The organism is Marinobacter sp. EhC06, assembly GCF_001650915.1.
Classification (GTDB): domain Bacteria; phylum Pseudomonadota; class Gammaproteobacteria; order Pseudomonadales; family Oleiphilaceae; genus Marinobacter.
The window spans coordinates 150,091-168,284 of sequence record NZ_LXYO01000034.1 but is presented as its reverse complement, the minus strand read 5'-3'; the positions used below and the strand labels follow the sequence as shown (position 1 = coordinate 168,284).

The following is an 18,194-nucleotide window of genomic DNA, read 5'->3' as shown; positions in this document are numbered from 1 at the left end:
CGAACCAGGAGACTGAATGGCCGGCAAGGTAATCCTGTATACAGATGGCGCCTGTAAGGGCAACCCGGGCCCGGGCGGCTGGGGTGTGGTTTTGCGCTACGGCGATAACCGTAAAACCCTGCACGGCGGCGAAGCCAACACTACCAATAATCGCATGGAGCTCATGGCGGCCATCCGGGGGCTAGAGGCTCTTAAGCGCCCCTGCGAAGTGGAGCTGTTTACTGACTCGCAGTACGTGCGTAAAGGTATCACTGAATGGATGGCTGGCTGGAAGCGCAATGGCTGGAAAACCTCTGCGAAAAAACCAGTCAAGAACGAAGATCTCTGGCGCGAGCTGGATACGGAAGTCGCCCGCCACAAGGTCAACTGGCATTGGGTAAAGGGGCACTCCGGGGTTCCCGACAACGAGTTGGCGGATGAGCTCGCCAACCGCGGTGTCGAAGAGCTTTCCAACGCATAAAAGCAGACAACCAGGACAGGTAATGAGACAGATCGTACTGGATACAGAGACCACGGGTATCGATCCCGCCGAAGGTCATCGGATCATCGAGATCGGCTGCGTTGAACTGATGGAGCGCCAGCTCACCGGACGCAACTATCACGTTTACATTAATCCGGACCGTGAGGTCGAGGCCGAAGCAATAACCGTTCACGGCATCACCAACGAGTTCCTGGCGGATAAGCCCCGTTTTGCCGAGATTGCCGACGAGTTCTTCGAATTTATTAAGGGGGCCGAACTGGTTATCCATAACGCCGCCTTCGACGTCGGCTTTATGGATTCAGAATTCGCCCGGCTGAAACCGGTGCGCAAAACCGCTGAGCATTGCTCAATTGTCGATTCTCTTGCCATCGCCCGGGCCCGTCACCCCGGCCAGAAAAACAACCTGGATGCTCTCTGTAAACGCTACGGCGTGGACAACAGCAACCGTGACCTCCACGGCGCTTTGCTGGACGCGGAGATCCTGGCCGACGTTTACCTGCTGCTCACCGGTGGACAGACCGCGTTGTCACTGGATGCGGGATCCGAAAACGGTGGCGGCAACGGCGGCATCAGAAGGCTGCCCGCGGACAGGGCGCCACTCTCGGTGGTTCGCGCCTCCAGTTCAGAAAATGAAGCCCATGAGGAGTTCATGTCGCTGCTCGAAAAACAGGCCGGCGAAACCGTATGGGGCAAACTCCAGAGCGCAGAATGAGAACTGGGTCGGTCTGTACCAAATGTTACATTCCGCCTTTCTTGAGGTACTTGAGTTTTATGTTATAAGTAATGATAAGTTCGCCAGTTTTTTGCGAACTGGCTTTGGCCGGAAAAGGGGTTAACCGGCCCAGAACAAAAAGGCCTGGTCCGCTATTGCCGGACCAGTGACCACCAAAGAGGATGCGGTAGTCTCCGCAACATTAACGGGAAGCGTTTATGGTTCAGTCGTCTCTCGCGACGAAATCGCAGTCGTTTGATCTGGTCAAAAGTGAAATAGAACAGACGATCAAGCAGGCAGAATCCAGCCTTGAACGCTTTCAGGAAAACCGCGAAAGGGGTGAGGATCTCCAGAACTGTGTTGATTTCATCAATCAGTTGCGGGGCATCTTTATTTTGGTGGAGCTTCGTGGCGGCACCCTGCTGTGCCAGGAAGCAGTCACCATGGCCAACGATGTACCTGTTGGCGCGAACGACGACAAAAACATCCTCTTGACCACACTTAATAGCGCACTGTTTATTCTTCGTCGCTATGTAGAGTATTACCACCAGCAAAGGGAAGATCATCCCGAATTGCTGCTTCCTGTGATCAATGATCTTCGGGAGGCCCGACGGGAGAAGCCCTATCCCGAGTCCTGTTTCTTTGATGTCGACGTCAAGGAGCGTCCCGATTTCTGTGCCGGCCTGACTTTGCAGCCGTTTGAAGGCAATGAGGCTGATTACGAGATCATGGCCCGGCGCATGCGCCTGACCTTCCAGGTGGCGCTTCTCGGTATTCTGCGCGACCGCAACGACGTCGTGAACAAGAAGCTGATCGGGCGGGCTTCCCGGGGTCTTGCGCGCCTGTGTCAGGGTGCACCTATGGGGCAGATGTGGTGTCTCGTTGGCATCGTTGCGGACACCATGCTTGATCGGGCGATGGTATTTACCAAGGCTCGCAAGCGCATGTTCATGCGGATTGAGAAATACGCCCGGGAAGTGGTTTACGTCGGGAAGGTCGCCACTGGCAAAGACGCGCCGGATTCGCTGATCCGGGACCTGGTCTACCTGCTGTACCGCAGTGGCTCCGCTAACCCTGAAGTTTCCCAGGTGCTCTCCGCTTATCATCTCGCCCCGGCCGATTTCCCGGATTCCATGCTTGAGGCCCATGCGCGCAGGTTGTATGGCCCCGGCAGCGATGTTCTCAAGTCCCTGTCAGAAGCCTTGCAGGATGAATTGAACCAGTTGAAAGACAAACTGGACATTATCGAGCGTGGTATTGAGCCCGATCTGGCAGAATTGTCTTCCATTGCTGACGCCCTCGAGCGGTTGGCCAACACGCTGGTCATGCTGGACCTGAACAAGCTGGCGGGCATTTCGCGGGAAGAGGCGAGTAAATTGCGCGGCTGGGAAGAAGAGTCCCGGCTGCCCGGTGATGATGAGCTATACCGTCTGGCTGACTCCGTGCTTGGCATTGAAGATGCCGTGATGCAGATCGTGACCCGGGGCATTACCTCGGAAACTGACGCACTGGCCGGAGGCGAGCGCAAGCGTGAAGAGTCTGTGTATCTTCGAGAGGCGCTGTATGTGGTTGCCGATGAGGCTCGTGGAGCGCTGACCCTCGCAAAGCGCGCGATTACTGCCTTTATTGAATCCGACTACGACAAACTCCATCTGGCCAACCTGCCTGCAACCTTGCACAGCATCTGGGGTGGCCTGCAGATGGTCAATGACCCTGGGGCTGCTGGGGTTCTTGAACGTGTGGCAGCTTCTATTCAGGAGCGTTTGCTGGATGCCAAGGAAGCCCCGGCGGCTCAGGTCCTTGAGGCACTTGCCGACGCGCTGACCTCGCTGGAATACTACATCGAGAGCATCGGCAAGAGCGAAGACCGCAACGTTGACCTGCTGAAGCTGGCCGAATCGTCGCTGGACGATGTAGGTTTGTAGTTTCATGTCCCATACGCTCGCCACCATTGTACTGGCCGCTGCAGGCGCGGTAATGGTGATCGCGGGCCTGCTGTTTTTCAGACACCCCCGTTGGTTGCTGGCCTGGCTGAAAGGAATGGCGGTATTTGGCGTCATTCTCGCCGGGCTTTATGCCCTCGTTGTTGCGGCAAATCTCACAAGCTACCGGTCGTTGGTCGGCATGCAGACCGTTGCAACCATTTCCACGCAGCGACAGGCTGAGCAGATCTGGCAGGTCACGCTCCAGAGTCAGGGTGAGATAGCCGCGGTAAGAACACTTCAGGGGGATCAGTGGCAGATCGACGCCCGGATTATCCGGTTTTCGGGACCTTTCCGATGGCTTGATATTGCACCGGGCTATCGGTTGGAACAATTGAGCGGGCGTTACACTTCCCTCGAGCAGGAGCGATCTGCTCCAAGAACTGTGATCGGACTTGCCGAGGGCATCTGGCCGGATCTCTGGCAGTGGGATCAGCAGTTCAACTTGCCGTTTGTGGAGGCTGTGGACGGGAACATGACCTTCATGCCGATGCGGGATGGGGCTGTTTTCGAGGTAAAACTTTCTTCGTCGGGCCTGGTCGCTGTCCCGGTTAATGAGCAGGCGAGGGCGGCCGTCCAGTTCTGGAATCAGTAGGAATATGGGGTACAAAAAAACCTGCGTCGAAACGCAGGTTTTCTAGCAGCGCTTGCCGGGGGCAATCAGCCCATCTTGAACAGTTCGCCCAGCTTGGTTGCCAGCATCATATCGCCTTCAGCACGCAGCTGACCCGCCATGAATGCCTGCATGCCGTCAGTCTCGCCGGAAACGATGCCCTGCAGGGTTTCGGAGTTCATGATCAGGGTAACGGAAGGATCGTCATGAGCGCCTTCGTGCATCTTGCAGGTGCCGTCATTAATGACGAGGTGATAGGTCTTGTCGTCTTCGATGTCGAACTGGAATACCAGGTCCAGGCCTTGAGCTGCGTCTGCGTTGAAATTCTGTTCGAGTTGTTCAAATACCTGAGCTACAGACATTGTTTTACCCTTTTGATGGTTGTCTAGTCATGATCACGACGGCTTGATGTCCCTGGCTGCACGAGCCTGATCGGGTGCCCGGGTGGAGCCGACCTCGCAATCCGACTTTATGGTTAGTGGTCGGCTCTGTCAAGATCGATCGAACGCTTGTTTTAATTTTTTTGCTCTCCTTATCACCATAAATTCGGTAAGTTACACTCTTGCCTTTGTACATCCAGTTGGAGAAGCACTTTGGAGTTCCTGACAGAATACGGTTTGTTTTTAGCCAAGATCGTTACTTTCGTGGTGGCGGCCCTGGTGGTGATCTCTGTCATCATGTCTGCCGCCCAGAAGGATCGGGGCGATCATGAGGGCGAGGGAGAGCTCAAGATCCGGAAGCTCAACGAGAAATACGAAAAACTTCGCGAAACGATTCAGTCCAGGCTGATGTCTGATCAGCAACGCAAGGCGTTCCAGAAGGCCCGGAAGAAAGAGCAGAAGGCCGAGAAGAAAGCGGCCAAGGCGAAAAAGGATACCGGTGGGCAGGACGACAGTCGTGGTCGTGTTTACGTCCTCGATTTTGACGGTGATATCAAAGCCAGTGATACAGATCCGCTTCGCCGTGCCATTACCGCGGTATTGAGTATCGTTGATCCGGACAAAGACGAAGTGGTTATTCGTCTGGAAAGCGGCGGAGGACTGGTTCACTCCTATGGTCTTGCTGCCGCCCAGCTGGATCGCATTCGCAGCAAGGGTGTTCGCCTTACTGCCTGTGTCGACAAGGTCGCGGCCAGCGGTGGTTACATGATGGCCTGTGTTGCCGACCGGATTGTTGCCTCGCCGTTTGCCATTCTGGGGTCTATTGGCGTGGTTGCCCAGCTCCCGAATTTCCACCGTTTTCTCAAAAAGAACGACGTGGACTTTGAAGTGCTGACAGCCGGCGAGCACAAACGCACCATGACCATTTTCGGTGAAAACACCGACAAAGGGCGTCAGAAATTCCTGGAAGATCTGGAAGACACCCACGGACTCTTTAAAGAGTATGTGAGCGAACGACGCCCGGATCTGGACATAGCCGCGGTTGCCAATGGCGATATCTGGTTTGGCAAGCGGGCGCTGGAGGTAAAATTGATCGATGAGATCAAGACCTCCGACGAATATCTCATTGAAGCCTGCGACCGCGCAGACGTAGTCTCAGTGGCATACCAGCGCAAACGCACCCTTCCGGAAAAGCTCGGATTGGCGACCAGTGCAGCGCTTGAACACACCGTCTGGAAAGTGCTGGGTGCCTTCCGCAACCAGAAGTTCCAGTAGACCACTGAAAACGGGGAACAATGATGACAACCAATACCGAATTCAAAGCCTGGCGTGTTGAAGAGCAGAACGGTGAATATGTCGGCGCCGAGAAAACCCTGAGCACCGGGGACCTGCCCGATGGCGAGGTCCTGATTCGGGTAAGCCACTCCTCGCTGAATTACAAGGATGCGTTGTCAGCCTCCGGCAACAAGGGTGTCACCCGTTCTTTCCCCCATACACCGGGTATCGACGCCGCCGGTGAAGTTGTTGAATCTGCCACGGGCACACCGTCCAACGGCAACCCCGTGATCGTTACCGGCTACGACCTCGGCATGAACACCGACGGGGGCTTTGGCGAATACATCCGCGTGCCTGCCGCGTGGTGCGTCCCGATGCCTGCCGGCTGGAATGCCCGCACCGCCATGATCTATGGCACCGCCGGCCTCACCGCCGGGCTTTGTGTCCAGAAACTTCTGACCATGGGCGCCAAGCCGGAGCAGGGCAAAGTCGCCGTTTCCGGAGCCTCCGGTGCGGTTGGCACCGTTGCGGTTGAGCTGCTTGCCAAACTCGGATTCGACGTCGTTGCCATTAGCGGTAAGGCCGACCACGCGGACGATCTCAAGGCTCTGGGCGCCAAGGAAGTTGTGGGTCGTGAAACCCTGGCAGAAGAAAAGAAACCTCTCGTTAAACCTGCGTTTGCCAACGCCGTGGATACCGTGGGTGGTGGCCCGCTGGCGGAACTACTCAAGCAGATTCAGCCTGGTGGCTCCGTCTCCTGCTGCGGCCTTGTCGCCGGTCCAGGTCTTCAGACCACCGTGCTGCCGTTTATCCTGCGAGGCGTGAATCTGCTGGGTGTGGATTCGGTTGAGATTCCGCTGGCGGAGAAAGAAGCTGTATGGAAGAAATTCTCAGGAGAGTGGGCATGTCCGAAGACTGAGGCTTCCGCTCGTGATATTGGGCGTGGTGAGCTTGATGGGGCGTTGAAGGCGTTTTTGAAAGGTGAATCGTCCGGGAAGATTGTTCTGGATCACTCCAGGTAATTCTTTCCGGTTGGTGTTGTTTGTCGGATTACGGCTTTGCCTAATCCGACCTACCGAACTCCGAAGCTTGGATAGAAGAGAGAGGATTTACTTTCCAAAACTGTGCGGAGCCATGGATGGCGGAGCCCAAGCGTCACATGGGTGGGGCCGAGCGCTTATGAAGCGAAGCTTCATGCGAAAGCCGCACGACTGCAATCTACGATTGCAGGCCGGACCCCGGAGGGGTGCCGCAAGGAGCGTGTTTTGGAAAGTGAATCCTCTCTCTTCGTACTCTAAAGTCTGAAAACTAAGACGCCCGACGCCGGAACAGAGGGATTTCGGTGTCGGTTGCAGCCTGGTAGCCCTGACTGAAGAAGTTCAGGCATTTCTGCGCCTTGGTGATGTCCTTGTCGGCCCTCAGCACATAGGCATCAAATCCACAACGCTTCATGAACTGCAGCTGATCCAGCAGCACATCGCCGATGGCGCGTAGCTCATTCACGTAGCCAAAGCGCTCACGCAACAATCGGCCAATGCTATAACCCCGGCCATCACTGAACTTCGGGAAATTCACCGCAATCACCGGCAGCTCATTGACCCGGCCATCCAGGATCTCCGGTTCGTCGTGGCTGTCAAACCATACGCCGATATCCTGCCTTCCGGTGAAGTGCTCATAGCCGGCCAGCCAAAGATCCGCCGGGATCAATGCCGGCTGGTCCGCCGGAATGTCCAGCGATTCGCCTTCGGCCGGGCGGGGCATCACAACCCAGTTGTCCTGACGGATGCTGCCATCCGGAGAAATAACGTTAGGCATATACCCGCTCCTTGAAAGGATCAATTCCTACACGACGATAAGTATCCAGGAAGGTCTCTTCTTCCGTGCGCTTATCAACGTAGACATCAATGATTTTTGAAATCACCTGAGGCATCTCGTCTCGGGCAAACGACGGTCCAAGGATCTTGCCAATTGAGGCGTCATGGTGGGACGAACCGCCAAGGCTGATCTGATAGAACTCCTGACCTTTTTTGTCGACGCCCAGAACACCGATATGGCCGACATGGTGGTGACCGCAGGCGTTCATGCAGCCGGAGATGTTCAGATCAATGTTGCCAAGGTCGTAGAGGTAATCCAGGTCATCAAACTGCCGCTGGATGGCCTCCGCTACCGGAATGGACTTGGCATTGGCCAGGGCGCAGTAGTCTCCACCGGGGCAGCAGATAACGTCCGTCAGGGTATTCAGGTTTGCGGTACCGAAGCCCATGGGTGTAATCGCCTGCCACAGCTCAAGCAGTCGATCCTGGCGCACATCGGCCAGCACCACATTCTGCTGGTGGGTAACCCGGACTTCGCCAAAGCTGAACTCGTCTGCCAGATCGGCAATCTGTTCCAGTTGTTTGTCGCTCACATCACCCGGAGGCGTACCGGTCTTCTTCATGGTCAGTGTGACAATGGCGTAGCCCGGCTTTTTGTGGGTATCGACGTTGTGGGTCAGCCACTGATCGAAGCCCCGGTTCTCAAAGCGCTGGCTGGCCAGCAGGTCCGTGGCATTATCCAGTGCTGCGTAATCCGGCTCGGTGAAGTAGGCCTGAATGCGTTGAACCGCCTCCGGTGTCAGCCGGGTAGGGGAATCCTTGATGTGCTGCCACTCGGCTTCCACCTTCTCGGCAAAGCCCTCAGGCGTGAGCGCCTTCACCAGAATCTTGATCCGGGCCTTGAACTTGTTGTCCCTCCGGCCATAGCGGTTGTAGACGCGCAGAACGGCTTCCAGATAGGTCAGCAGATCCATCTCCGGAAGGAATTCGCGAATGACCGGCCCGACCATGGGTGTACGGCCGAGGCCGCCGCCCACGTGGACCCGGAAGCCAAGCTCGCCGGCTTCATTGCGCACCATCTGCAGCCCGATATCGTGGACCTGGATGGCTGCGCGATCGGTATGCTCGGAAGCATTCACGGCAACCTTGAATTTCCGTGGCAGGAAGGCGAATTCCGGGTGAAATGTGGACCACTGGCGAATAATTTCACAATAGGGACGCGGGTCAGCGATCTCGTCAGACTGAACGCCGGAGAACTGGTCTGTGGTGGTGTTACGAATGCAGTTGCCGCTGGTCTGGTTGGCATGCATCTCCACTTCCGCGAGTTCCGCAAGAATATCGGGAACATCTTCCAGTGCCGGCCAGTTGAGCTGCACGTTCTGGCGGGTGGTGAAGTGCGCATAGCCTTTGTCGTAGTCCCGGGTAATCCGGGCAAGCCGGCGAAGCTGGTCCGAACGCATCATGCCGTAGGGAACACAGATCCTGAGCATGGGGGCAAGACGCTGAACGTACAGGCCGTTCTGCAGGCGAAGGGGAAGAAACTCGTCTTCTGCCAACTCACCGGCCAGAGCCCTTTCGGTCTGGTCACGGAACTGGGCAACCCTCTCGGCAGCCATTTGCCGATCGTGTTCATCGTATACGTACATAGTGGGAAGATCCTGCTTGAAAGCGACATATCGAGGCCGGCGGCCTTATATCTGACGGGAAGGATAACAGCGGGTTTTTATTCTTAAAATGATTATTTCAAAATATGTTTATCGATTCAGGCGATAAGCAAGCGGAACAATGGACTGGACGAATATCAATTAACTGCTTAACTTAGTAAAGGTAGCAGGGCCGCTGTGCGGTGCTGCCTTGAAAATAAGAAAAACACGAGACACAACTCGGAAAGAGGAACAGACATGAAAAAGACCGTACGCTCTGATAGTCAGGCCGATGCCGTTGCCGCCGTTCTCCTGGTGGTTCTTGCCGTTGCGTTCGCCGTAGTCTGGGTAGCTGGCCAGTAATCCTACTGGCTCGCCAGGACCAGATTCACGATAACAATCAGGCCCACCACGAAGCTGGCTGTGAACAGGATGCCAGCGATGATATAAGGCCAGGGGCTATGGCTTGAGAAGTCCTCTTCCCGGCGCTTGTCGGACTGTACTCCGAAAGCACCGGCCAGAATGCTTTGCATGACTTTGAAAACGCCAGGTCCGCGCTGCTTTTTCTGATCCTTTTTCTCAGCCTCTGAAGACTCCGTCATACATCTGCCCCTGATCTTTGTCCCGACTGAAGCTTACTCTGCTGGATCGTAGGCCAGGCTCGGCGCAAGCCAGCGTTCCGCTTCGGCCTTGGAAATGCCTTTGCGTTCAGCATAGTCCTCAACCTGGTCCGCGCCAATTTTCCCTACCGCAAAGTATTTGGATTCCGGATGCGCAAAGTACCAGCCCGACACTGCTGCGGTCGGGAACATGGCGAAATGCTCCGTCAGCTCGATGCCTGCAGTATCAGTGGCCTCGAGCAGGTTGAACAAGGTTGCCTTTTCAGTGTGGTCGGGACAGGCCGGATAGCCGGGCGCCGGACGTATCCCGCGGTACCTTTCCTTAATGAGGTCGTCATTGGCCAGCTTTTCATCAGCTGCGTAACCCCAGAATTCCTGACGCACCCGCTCATGCATGCGCTCTGCAAAAGCCTCCGCCAACCGGTCGGCCAAGGCCTTGACCATGATGGCGTTGTAATCGTCATTGGCATCCTTGAACTCGACTGAGAACTCCTCGGCACCAATCCCGGTGGTCACGGCGAAACCGCCCACGTAGTCCACGGTATCGGAACCTTCAGGCGCGACGAAATCAGACAGTGCCATCATGGGTTTGCCGGGTGCCTTTTCATCCTGCTGACGGAGGTGGTGCAGGGTCGTCAGTTCCTCGCTGCATGAATCATCTGTGTACAGCACGATATCGTCGCCGCGGCGGTTGGCTGGCCAGAACCCGATGACGCCACGGGCTGACACCCGTTTTTCATCAATCATCCGGTGCAGAATCTTCTGGGCATCATCAAAGAGGTTACGTGCCGCCTCGCCCCGCTTGGGATCATCAAAGATGGCCGGATACTTGCCAGAAATATCCCAGGACAGGAAGAAGGGTGTCCAGTCGATGTAATCCACCAACTCATTGAGATCATATTCGTCGAATACCCGGATCCCGGTGAAGGCCGGCTTCGGAGGCTGGTAGCCTTCGAAGGAGATAGCCGGGGCGCGATCGCGGGCTTCCTTCAGGGAGACCAGCTTGGTCCGGTCACCCCGGTTCTTGCGGCGCTCGCGGATCTCGTCGTATTCGGTGCGGGCAGCTCCCACCAGATCTGGTTTCGCGGTTTTGCTGAGCAGCTGGGATGCCACGTTTACGCAACGGGACGCGTCCGACACGTACAGGGCAATGTCGTTCTTGTACTGGGGCTCGATCTTGACCGCCGTGTGGGCCTTCGAAGTGGTTGCACCGCCGATCATCAGCGGAATGTTGAAATCCAGGCGCTGCATTTCACGGGCCACATGGACCATCTCATCCAGCGACGGCGTGATCAGCCCGCTGAGGCCGATAATGTCGACATCGTGCTCCTTGGCGGCGGCCAGGATCTTGTCGCAGGGAACCATAACGCCGAGATCGATCACCTCGTAGTTGTTGCACTGCAGCACCACGCCCACGATATTCTTGCCGATATCGTGGACATCGCCTTTCACCGTGGCCATGAGGATCTTGCCCTTGGCTTTCTGGTCTTCGGTTTTCTCGGCTTCGATGAAGGGAATGAGGTGCGCCACCGCCTGCTTCATTACCCGGGCGCTCTTCACTACCTGGGGCAGGAACATCTTGCCGTCGCCAAACAGATCGCCGACAACGTTCATGCCATCCATCAGAGGGCCTTCGATCACCTCAATCGGATGTGTGGCTCTCTGACGGCATGCTTCGGTGTCGTCCACTATGTAGGTGGTAATTCCCTTGACCAGCGCATGCTCCAGGCGTTTTTCCACCGGCCATTCACGCCAGGCGAGGTCTTCCTCCTGGGTTTTGCCGCCTTTGCCTTTGTAACGCTCGGCAATCTCGAGCAGTCGGTCGGTGCCATCGTCTCGGCGGTTCAGGACAACGTCTTCCACCAGCTCCTTGAGCTCCGGGTCGATCTCATCATAGATCACCAGCTGGCCGGGGTTCACGATCCCCATGTTCATGCCCGCCTTGATGGCGTGGTAGAGGAAGACTGAATGAATGGCCTCCCGGACCACGTCATTGCCCCGGAACGAGAACGAAACGTTGCTCACGCCACCGGAAATGGAGGCATAGGGCAGGTTTTCACGAATCCAGCGGGTGGCGTTAATGAAGTCCACCGCGTAGTTGTTGTGCTCTTCGATGCCGGTGGCAATGGCGAAGATGTTCGGGTCGAAGATGATATCGGCCGGGTTGAAGCCAATCCCGGTCAGAACATCGTAGGAGCGTTTGCAGATTTCGGTTTTGCGCTCATAGGTATCGGCCTGGCCCTGTTCATCGAACGCCATGACCACCACTGCGGCACCGTAGCGCATGCAGTCTCTGGCGCGTTTGATGAATTCCTCTTCGCCCTCCTTGAGACTGATGGAATTCACCACCGCCTTGCCCTGGATACAGCGCAGGCCGGCTTCGATGACATCCCACTTGGAGGAGTCGATCATGATCGGCACCCGGGAGATATCCGGCTCGGAGGCCACAAGATTCAGGAAGGTGACCATCACCTCCTTCGACTCCAGCATGCCTTCGTCCATGTTGATGTCGATAATCTGGGCACCGTTTTCAACCTGGTCCCGGGCAACGCTGAGGGCTTCCTCGTACTGCTCCTCCTTGATCAGACGCAGGAAGCGCTTGGAGCCGGTAACGTTGGTTCGCTCACCTACGTTAATGAACAGAACGTTGTCGTCGCCGGTGAACGGCTCGAGGCCGGACAGGCGCAGCGCCTTGGGGCGCTCGGGAATCTTCCGGGGAGGGTACTTGGCCACCGCCTGGGCAATCGCTTCGATGTGGTCCGGTCGTGAGCCACAGCAGCCACCGATGATGTTCAGGAAGCCGTCACGAGCGAAACCTTCGATGATCTCGGCCATTTCCTCGGGTGTCTGATCGTATTCACCAAACTCGTTGGGAAGCCCGGCGTTCGGGTGGGCGCTGACATAGGTTTCTGCCTTGGCCGACAGCTCTTCCACATAGGGGCGTAGGGCGTCCGCACCCAACGCACAGTTCAGGCCAACGGAGATGGGCTTGGCGTGGGCCACGGAATTCCAGAAGGCCTCGGTGGTCTGACCGGAAAGGGTTCGGCCGGAGGCATCGGTGATGGTGCCGGAAATCATGATCGGCAGGGTGATGCCGCTGTCTTCAAAGTACTGCTGGGTGGCGTAGATCGCCGCCTTGGCGTTAAGGGTATCGAAAATGGTCTCGATCAGGATCAGGTCGCAGCCGCCCTCCACAAGCCCTTCCACCGCCTCATAATAGTTGTCGACCAGGGTCTGGAAGTCGACATTCCGGTAGCCCGGGTTGTTCACATCCGGTGAGATGGATGCCGTGCGCGATGTGGGCCCGACGGCACCGGCCACAAAGCGCGGCTTGTCCGGGTTTTTGGCGGTGTATTCATCGGCGATCTGACGGGCCAGCTGGGCCGCGGCCACGTTGAGTTCCTTGGCAATCTCTTCCAGCCCGTAGTCTGCCTGGGAAAGCTGGGTGGAGTTGAAGGTATTGGTTTCGATGATGTCTGCGCCGGCGTCCAGGTAATCCGCATGGATGTTGCGGAGCAGGGCGGGCTGGGTCAGGTTCAGGAGGTCGTTGTTACCCTGGACTTCCCGCTCATAGTCGGCAAACCGATCGCCACGGAACGCCTTCTCGTCCAGCTTGAGATTCTGGATCATGGTGCCCATGCCGCCATCAAGGATCACAATGCGTTCCTTCAGGGCCTTGTGGAGCTGGTCGAGACGAGTGTTGCGATCGGTCATAGAATTACTTCCGGATGTCGTTAATAACGCTGTAATAATTTCAATGGCGCGGGATCATAGCAAAAATGCCTGAGCCCGTCTTAGTACGAATGACGATTATCAATTGCCTTTCGCAAATACCTGCCAATACGGGAAATTCATTACCTTCGTAAAGCCCGACTATTTTACTTGGTCTTTCATGTTCCCGCGAACTCCCTTAAAATGAACTCAAACTTTCAAACGGGTTGAAAACATGGCTCAGGTTACTGTGACAGATCCCGCACGGGATTATCTTGCACAACTTATCGAGAAACAGGACGTGGAAGGCATGGGCGTGCGTATTTTCGTTACCCAGCCCGGTACCAAGAATGCCGAGACCTGTCTGGCCTACTGCCCGCCCAATGAAGTGGTACCTACGGACGAGCAGGTGGATCTGGACAAATTCATCCTGTATCTGGATCACAATTCAGTGCCCTTCCTGGAAGAAGCGTATGTGGATTACTCCAAGGACCAGATGGGTGGTCAGCTCACCATCAAGGCACCGAATGCAAAAGTGCCAAAGATCGATGACGATGCGCCTCTGCCGGATCGGGTGAATTACATTCTGGCTTCCGAGATCAATCCGAACCTGGCGGCCCATGGTGGCGAGGTATCTCTTGTGGAGATCGTCGACGAATCCGTGGCGGTGCTTCGGTTCGGCGGCGGTTGTCAGGGTTGCTCTGCGGTGAGTCTGACCCTGAAGCAGGGCGTTGAATCAACATTGAAGGAGCGCGTGCCGGAAATAACCGCCGTACGTGATGTGACCGACCACTCCTACACTGAGAACGCCTACTACCAGTAAGAAGGCCATCTCTCCCCGGTGTATCGCGTCCCTGTGGACGCGGTACCTCCTTCAGACTGCCGCAATACCGTCACCACCATGGCTGCACGGCCAATGTTGTGACATTTCAGTTACTTCATCATTTGTCGCATACACAGAAACATCAGACAGGTACTATCCTGACTGCCCGTTAGCGGCATTATCACCGGCTTAAACGGATTTCACTCTTACACCGGGGTCTAACTTGTTCGACGTTGCGCTTCTGTCCGTGCCACTCATGGCGGCCGTGGTTGGTTGGCTGACCAACTGGCTTGCCATCCAGATGTCCTTTTATCCGGTGCAGTTCATCGGCGTAGGCCTGGTGGGCTGGCAGGGGGTGATCCCCCGCAAGGCTGAAAAGATGGCGCACATCTGCATCGACAGGACTCTCCAGCAGTTCGGCGACCTGAACGCCGTCTACCAGAAGCTCGAACCCCAGCGCATCGTTGAACAGGTTATTAGCCAGGTTACCCCGCGGATGGATGAGTACATTGATGAAGTCATGTACGAGATCCAGCCCGTTCTCTGGGACAACCTGCCTTTGTTTGTCAGAAACCGTATTTACCAGTGGGCCCGGGAGCAGTTGCCGTCCAGGGTAGAGGAGCTGGTTGAGGACTTCGGCGACGATCTGGATGAGCTGGTGGATCTGAAGGCTCTGCTCAGCCGGGAACTGGAGAGGCATCCGGATATGATGAACCGGATCTTCCAGCAAGCCGGTGCGGTGGAGCTGCAATCGGTGATCAACCGTGGCGCGATCATCGGCGGCATCCTGGGAGCGGTTCTTGTGCCTTTATGGACTCGCTACCCTGAACCCTGGCTGCTGCCACTCGGAGGCTTTGTGGTCGGGTTCCTAACCAACTGGATTGCGATAAATCTGATCTTTGCCCCGCTGAGGCCCCGGCGGTTTCTGTTCTGGAAAATCCAGGGGCTGTTTCTGCGGAGGCAACCGGAGATCAGCGATGTCTGGGCAAAACTGGTGGCGGAAGAGCTGATAACTGTCGAAAAAGTAGCCGATGCCATGATTAACGGTAGCCATGGCGACCGGACACGCGCAATCATCCAGAAACACCTTCGGCCATTGCTGGACAACTCTGTCATCATGAAGCTGACCGCTCAGGTGACTGTAGGAATGACGGGGTACACGGAGCTGAAGAAGGCCATGAACCAGAAGGCAGTGCTTGCCACCCGGGACGTGTTCAGCGACCCGGCCTTCAACCGGGAACGGGCGCCGGTAGTGGCAGAGGTTCTGTCCGGCCAGATGAAAGCGCTAAAACCCGATGAGTTCCAGGACATCCTTCGCCCGGCGTTCCGGGAAGAGGAGGTTCAGTTGATGATCGTGGGCGGTATTTTCGGGGCCCTGGCAGGATTGCTTCAGTTCCTGTCCCTGAACTATTTGAATTTCTAGCCGGAGTGCGCCCTGTTTTGCCTGACGCACAAGGAGGAAGGCCATGCCTTTATGGGCAACATTAGCAATCCAGATTTCCGCAACCGTTGTTGCCGTGCTTGCCACCCTGTGGGGCTTCTGGCGGTTCGTTGTGCGTCCTTACCTGGATGCCAAGGTCGATGAACTCATCGAGGCCAGCCGGGAAATCGAGCCCGCCGTGACCCGTGGGGTGAAAAAGGGTGTGGCCGATACCATCCGGGAGCTGCCGGAAAGCGCCCTGGACGGCACCGTTAAGGAGTCCACCCGTCAGTTCCTGAAATTCGGCTCAGGCCTCTTTGAAAACGGCCTGAGCAGTTTTCTCGGCACTGCTGCTGATCTGGAGCGCAACAGGCGGAGCGAGACAGGTAACACCTCCAAGGGTTCTACAGACAGTTAGTGGGGCGTGGTAGTCCGGCAATCCGGCAGGCGGTTTTTGCCGGTGTGCCGGGGAACAACTGCATCAGATAAATGCTGTTGCCCTTATCTTCGCCCAGCGCCTCTTTAACCGCCTTCACGAACAGTCGGTTCGAGGGTGGCGACATTTCATGTTCTTTATAAAAAGAACGAAGAAACTGGATGATTTCCCAGTGCTTTTCGGTCAGCTCCATCTCATCCTCGGCCGCAATGGCGGTCGCGACAGCTTCCGTCCAATCCTGAGCGTTTTCAAGAAAGCCTTCGTTGTTTCGTTCTGGCATTGAATTACCCGTCATGGTCTACCAACTGACTACCCTTTGTGCCTGAAGTGAAAGCTGGACCATCTCTGCGAAATCCACAGCACTGGCGCTACTCCATTTCAGCTTTCCGAGACCGCGGGCGTCAACGTCCGGCGAAAGCGCAAATACCTTGGCGGCGCCGGGCAGGTTTCCGGTTGCAAGGAACAAAACACCACCGCCGATAAGCAAGAGACCATCTTCCTCCGAGACCATTTCAAGACATTTGGCCGCGCGGGGATTATCGGGGGATTTGTTCAGGATGTGTAATGTCTTGATGGCAGTCATGGTGGCTAACCTGCGAAAGCAGTGTGGTCATAATTTGTGAGCAGAGCGGCATCGGCATCCACCAGAGTCACGCCTTCAATCAGCGAATTCTCATCCAGCCCGTAGGTGCTGCATGCAGAACGATCGGCCATTATCGCCTCAATACCGAAAATGGGTGCCGCTGACAAATTCTTCTCCACAGACTTCTGCCCAATACCGCCGGCTTCCTGCGCCTGTCTCAGCCAGTTAACGCCGGCCCCCGTGAACAGCAGTGATGCCGGCTGGTCAAAGGCTGCAAGCGAGAACGCCATATCCAGGGCCTCCCGGCCGGTCCACGCGCCGTAGGGTGGCTGGTCAATCATGATCAATGTGCTCACGGTTAGTCTCCAGCGTGAAAGTAGAGTGTTCGTGTGGACTTAATCCGTCCTTCGACCCACTCTCCGAGGCCGGCGATTTCAAACGGAGCGCGCAGATTGGCCCCTGGCAACTCGTAGCGTTTCTGCTCGGTTTCGTTTGCCAGCCCACGACGCAGCGCCGAGGCAATGCAGGCGACGCCGGGAACGCTGTGGTCCGCCAGAAATTGAGACCATGCCTCAGACCAGTTGGTCTCGTCAGACGGCGGTGCGCAGAGTGCCGAGGCCAGATGCACACCGTCACCGTAGAGGAAGACCCGGTCAATGCGGTGGCCGGCCTCTACGGCAGCCTGTGCAAAGCCAAGGGCGGTCTGGGGTGCCTGGGACGAGTAGGGCGCGCCGGTAATTACCAGGGTGAAGGTTTCAGAGGTGGTTTCCGACATGGTTCCTGTTCGTTCCTGATCTGCCGTGTACAGGCTTTCAGTGTACCGAAAGCAAAAACCCCGGCAACTGCCGGGGTTTTAAAGCGGCTAATTCAGCCTGGTATCAATCTTCGCCACTGAACGCAGACAGCAGGTGCAGCAGGCTGACGAACAGGTTGTAGATGGATACATACAGGCCAACAGTGGCGATCACATAGTTGCGCTCTCCACCCTTGATGATCTGGCTGGTCTCAAACAGGATCATGATGGACGCAAAGATGGTGAAGCCAGCGGACACCGCCAGGTGAAGAACAGAGCTCTCCATCAGGAAGGCCAGCAGCATGGCACCGATCAGCACGAACGCACCCGCAGTCAGGAAGCTGGACATGAAGCTGAAGTCTTTCTTGGTGATAATTGCCGTGGCAGACAGACCAACGAACGCAACAGCGGTCAGTGTCAGCGCCTGGGCCACAATCGAGGAAGCGCCGGCAGCCACAAACGCGCCGATGATCGGACCCAGGGTGTAACCCATGAAGCCGGTCAGGGCGAAGGTGGTGACGATGCCCCAGGGGCTGTTCTTCAGCTTATAGGTTGCGAACAGCAGCCCAATGTATCCCACGATGGTGATCAGGAAGCCCGGGTGGGTTCCGTTCATGTTCAGGAATGCCGTCAGCGCCGAGAAGGCGAGGGTCATGCCAAGCAGCATGTAGGTGTTGCGCAACACCTTCATCGCATCATCGCTGATGCCAGTGGTCGCGCGCTCCGTCTGGGGAGTCGAATAGGCTCCCTGAGAGTTCTGAACGCCGAATCGTCTGTCTTCCATTGTCATCTCCGTTTATAACGACTGGATACTGTGTCCCATAATAGTGTCAGATACGCAACTTTCAATCATTTACGACAGGAAACCGTCTTCCGGATTCCATTAAAAACCGTTAATGTTGAAAAAT

19 protein-coding genes are annotated in these 18,194 nt (G+C 56.3%); 9 read left to right on the top strand and 10 right to left on the bottom strand.

Going from position 1 to position 18,194, the window contains the following annotated elements; genetic code table 11:
• Nucleotides 1-16: 16 nt before the first annotated feature.
• From rnhA to A8B84_RS17710, 4 genes are all read left to right on the top strand, one after another.
• Entirely contained in the window at nucleotides 17-460 is a 444-nt protein-coding gene (rnhA, locus tag A8B84_RS17725) for a ribonuclease HI (RefSeq protein ID WP_064230470.1), read from the top strand.
• Between the two features lie 22 nt (nucleotides 461-482).
• Entirely contained in the window at nucleotides 483-1,193 is a 711-nt protein-coding gene (gene dnaQ / locus A8B84_RS17720; RefSeq protein WP_064230469.1) for a DNA polymerase III subunit epsilon, read from the top strand.
• 218 nt (nucleotides 1,194-1,411) lie between these two features.
• Complete coding sequence (locus A8B84_RS17715) at nucleotides 1,412-3,118, top strand: hypothetical protein (protein WP_064230468.1); 1,707 nt, start codon at nucleotides 1,412-1,414, stop codon at nucleotides 3,116-3,118.
• Between the two features lie 4 nt (nucleotides 3,119-3,122).
• Nucleotides 3,123-3,770, top strand: a complete 648-nt coding sequence (locus A8B84_RS17710) for a hypothetical protein (RefSeq protein WP_064230467.1) — start codon at nucleotides 3,123-3,125, stop codon at nucleotides 3,768-3,770.
• 65 nt (nucleotides 3,771-3,835) lie between these two features.
• Here the strand turns inward: A8B84_RS17710 and A8B84_RS17705 are convergent, their stop codons facing one another.
• Nucleotides 3,836-4,150 (bottom strand): SCP2 sterol-binding domain-containing protein, encoded by a 315-nt coding sequence (locus A8B84_RS17705; RefSeq protein WP_008171697.1) that lies wholly within the window; start codon nucleotides 4,148-4,150, stop codon nucleotides 3,836-3,838.
• 231 nt (nucleotides 4,151-4,381) lie between these two features.
• On the opposite strand from A8B84_RS17705, the gene sohB reads away from it, so the two are divergent.
• Nucleotides 4,382-5,443 (top strand): protease SohB, encoded by a 1,062-nt coding sequence (gene sohB / locus A8B84_RS17700; RefSeq protein WP_064230466.1) that lies wholly within the window; start codon nucleotides 4,382-4,384, stop codon nucleotides 5,441-5,443.
• 23 nt (nucleotides 5,444-5,466) lie between these two features.
• Nucleotides 5,467-6,465 carry a YhdH/YhfP family quinone oxidoreductase gene (locus A8B84_RS17695; RefSeq protein ID WP_064230465.1) on the top strand — a complete coding sequence of 333 codons (999 nt, stop codon included), beginning with the start codon at nucleotides 5,467-5,469 and terminating at the stop codon, nucleotides 6,463-6,465.
• Nucleotides 6,466-6,751: 286 nt separating this feature from the next.
• Here A8B84_RS17695 and A8B84_RS17690 read toward each other — a convergent pair whose 3' ends face one another.
• The 4 genes from A8B84_RS17690 to metH form a co-directional block, all read right to left on the bottom strand.
• Nucleotides 6,752-7,258: a DUF934 domain-containing protein gene (locus tag A8B84_RS17690; RefSeq protein WP_064230464.1), complete on the bottom strand. Its 507-nt coding sequence runs from the start codon at nucleotides 7,256-7,258 to the stop codon at nucleotides 6,752-6,754.
• Nucleotides 7,251-8,903, bottom strand: coding sequence for a nitrite/sulfite reductase (locus A8B84_RS17685; protein WP_064230463.1), 1,653 nt, complete (start codon nucleotides 8,901-8,903; stop codon nucleotides 7,251-7,253). Before A8B84_RS17685 ends, A8B84_RS17690 begins: the two co-directional genes overlap by 8 nt.
• 362 nt (nucleotides 8,904-9,265) lie before the next feature.
• Nucleotides 9,266-9,502 (bottom strand): DUF2970 domain-containing protein, encoded by a 237-nt coding sequence (locus A8B84_RS17680; protein WP_064230462.1) that lies wholly within the window; start codon nucleotides 9,500-9,502, stop codon nucleotides 9,266-9,268.
• Nucleotides 9,503-9,535: 33 nt separating this feature from the next.
• Nucleotides 9,536-13,234 (bottom strand): methionine synthase, encoded by a 3,699-nt coding sequence (gene metH, locus A8B84_RS17675; RefSeq protein WP_064230461.1) that lies wholly within the window; start codon nucleotides 13,232-13,234, stop codon nucleotides 9,536-9,538.
• 232 nt (nucleotides 13,235-13,466) lie between these two features.
• Here metH and nfuA point away from each other — a divergent pair, with 232 nt between their 5' ends.
• The 3 genes from nfuA (at nucleotide 13,467) to A8B84_RS17660 (ending at nucleotide 15,892) form a co-directional block, all read left to right on the top strand.
• Nucleotides 13,467-14,054: a Fe-S biogenesis protein NfuA gene (gene nfuA / locus A8B84_RS17670; protein ID WP_008171684.1), complete on the top strand. Its 588-nt coding sequence runs from the start codon at nucleotides 13,467-13,469 to the stop codon at nucleotides 14,052-14,054.
• A gap of 223 nt (nucleotides 14,055-14,277) precedes the next feature.
• A complete protein-coding gene (locus A8B84_RS17665; RefSeq protein WP_201257912.1) occupies nucleotides 14,278-15,477 on the top strand; it encodes a hypothetical protein in 1,200 nt (399 codons plus the stop codon).
• A 43-nt stretch (nucleotides 15,478-15,520) separates the two neighbouring features.
• Nucleotides 15,521-15,892: a hypothetical protein gene (locus A8B84_RS17660; RefSeq protein ID WP_064230460.1), complete on the top strand. Its 372-nt coding sequence runs from the start codon at nucleotides 15,521-15,523 to the stop codon at nucleotides 15,890-15,892.
• Here the strand turns inward: A8B84_RS17660 and A8B84_RS17655 are convergent.
• From A8B84_RS17655 to A8B84_RS17635, 5 genes are all read right to left on the bottom strand, one after another.
• A complete protein-coding gene (locus tag A8B84_RS17655) occupies nucleotides 15,879-16,205 on the bottom strand; it encodes a TusE/DsrC/DsvC family sulfur relay protein (protein WP_064230459.1) in 327 nt (108 codons plus the stop codon). The two genes, A8B84_RS17660 and A8B84_RS17655, sit on opposite strands and share 14 nt — an antisense overlap.
• Nucleotides 16,206-16,208: 3 nt before the next feature.
• Nucleotides 16,209-16,493 carry a sulfurtransferase complex subunit TusB gene (gene tusB / locus A8B84_RS17650; RefSeq protein WP_082905217.1) on the bottom strand — a complete coding sequence of 95 codons (285 nt, stop codon included), beginning with the start codon at nucleotides 16,491-16,493 and terminating at the stop codon, nucleotides 16,209-16,211.
• A 5-nt stretch (nucleotides 16,494-16,498) separates the two neighbouring features.
• Nucleotides 16,499-16,849 carry a DsrE family protein gene (locus A8B84_RS17645; RefSeq protein WP_064230458.1) on the bottom strand — a complete coding sequence of 117 codons (351 nt, stop codon included), beginning with the start codon at nucleotides 16,847-16,849 and terminating at the stop codon, nucleotides 16,499-16,501.
• 2 nt (nucleotides 16,850-16,851) lie between these two features.
• Nucleotides 16,852-17,268: a sulfurtransferase complex subunit TusD gene (tusD, locus tag A8B84_RS17640; protein WP_064230457.1), complete on the bottom strand. Its 417-nt coding sequence runs from the start codon at nucleotides 17,266-17,268 to the stop codon at nucleotides 16,852-16,854.
• Between the two features lie 103 nt (nucleotides 17,269-17,371).
• Nucleotides 17,372-18,070, bottom strand: coding sequence for a Bax inhibitor-1/YccA family protein (locus A8B84_RS17635; protein WP_014577154.1), 699 nt, complete (start codon nucleotides 18,068-18,070; stop codon nucleotides 17,372-17,374).
• Between the last annotated feature and the right edge of the window lie 124 nt (nucleotides 18,071-18,194).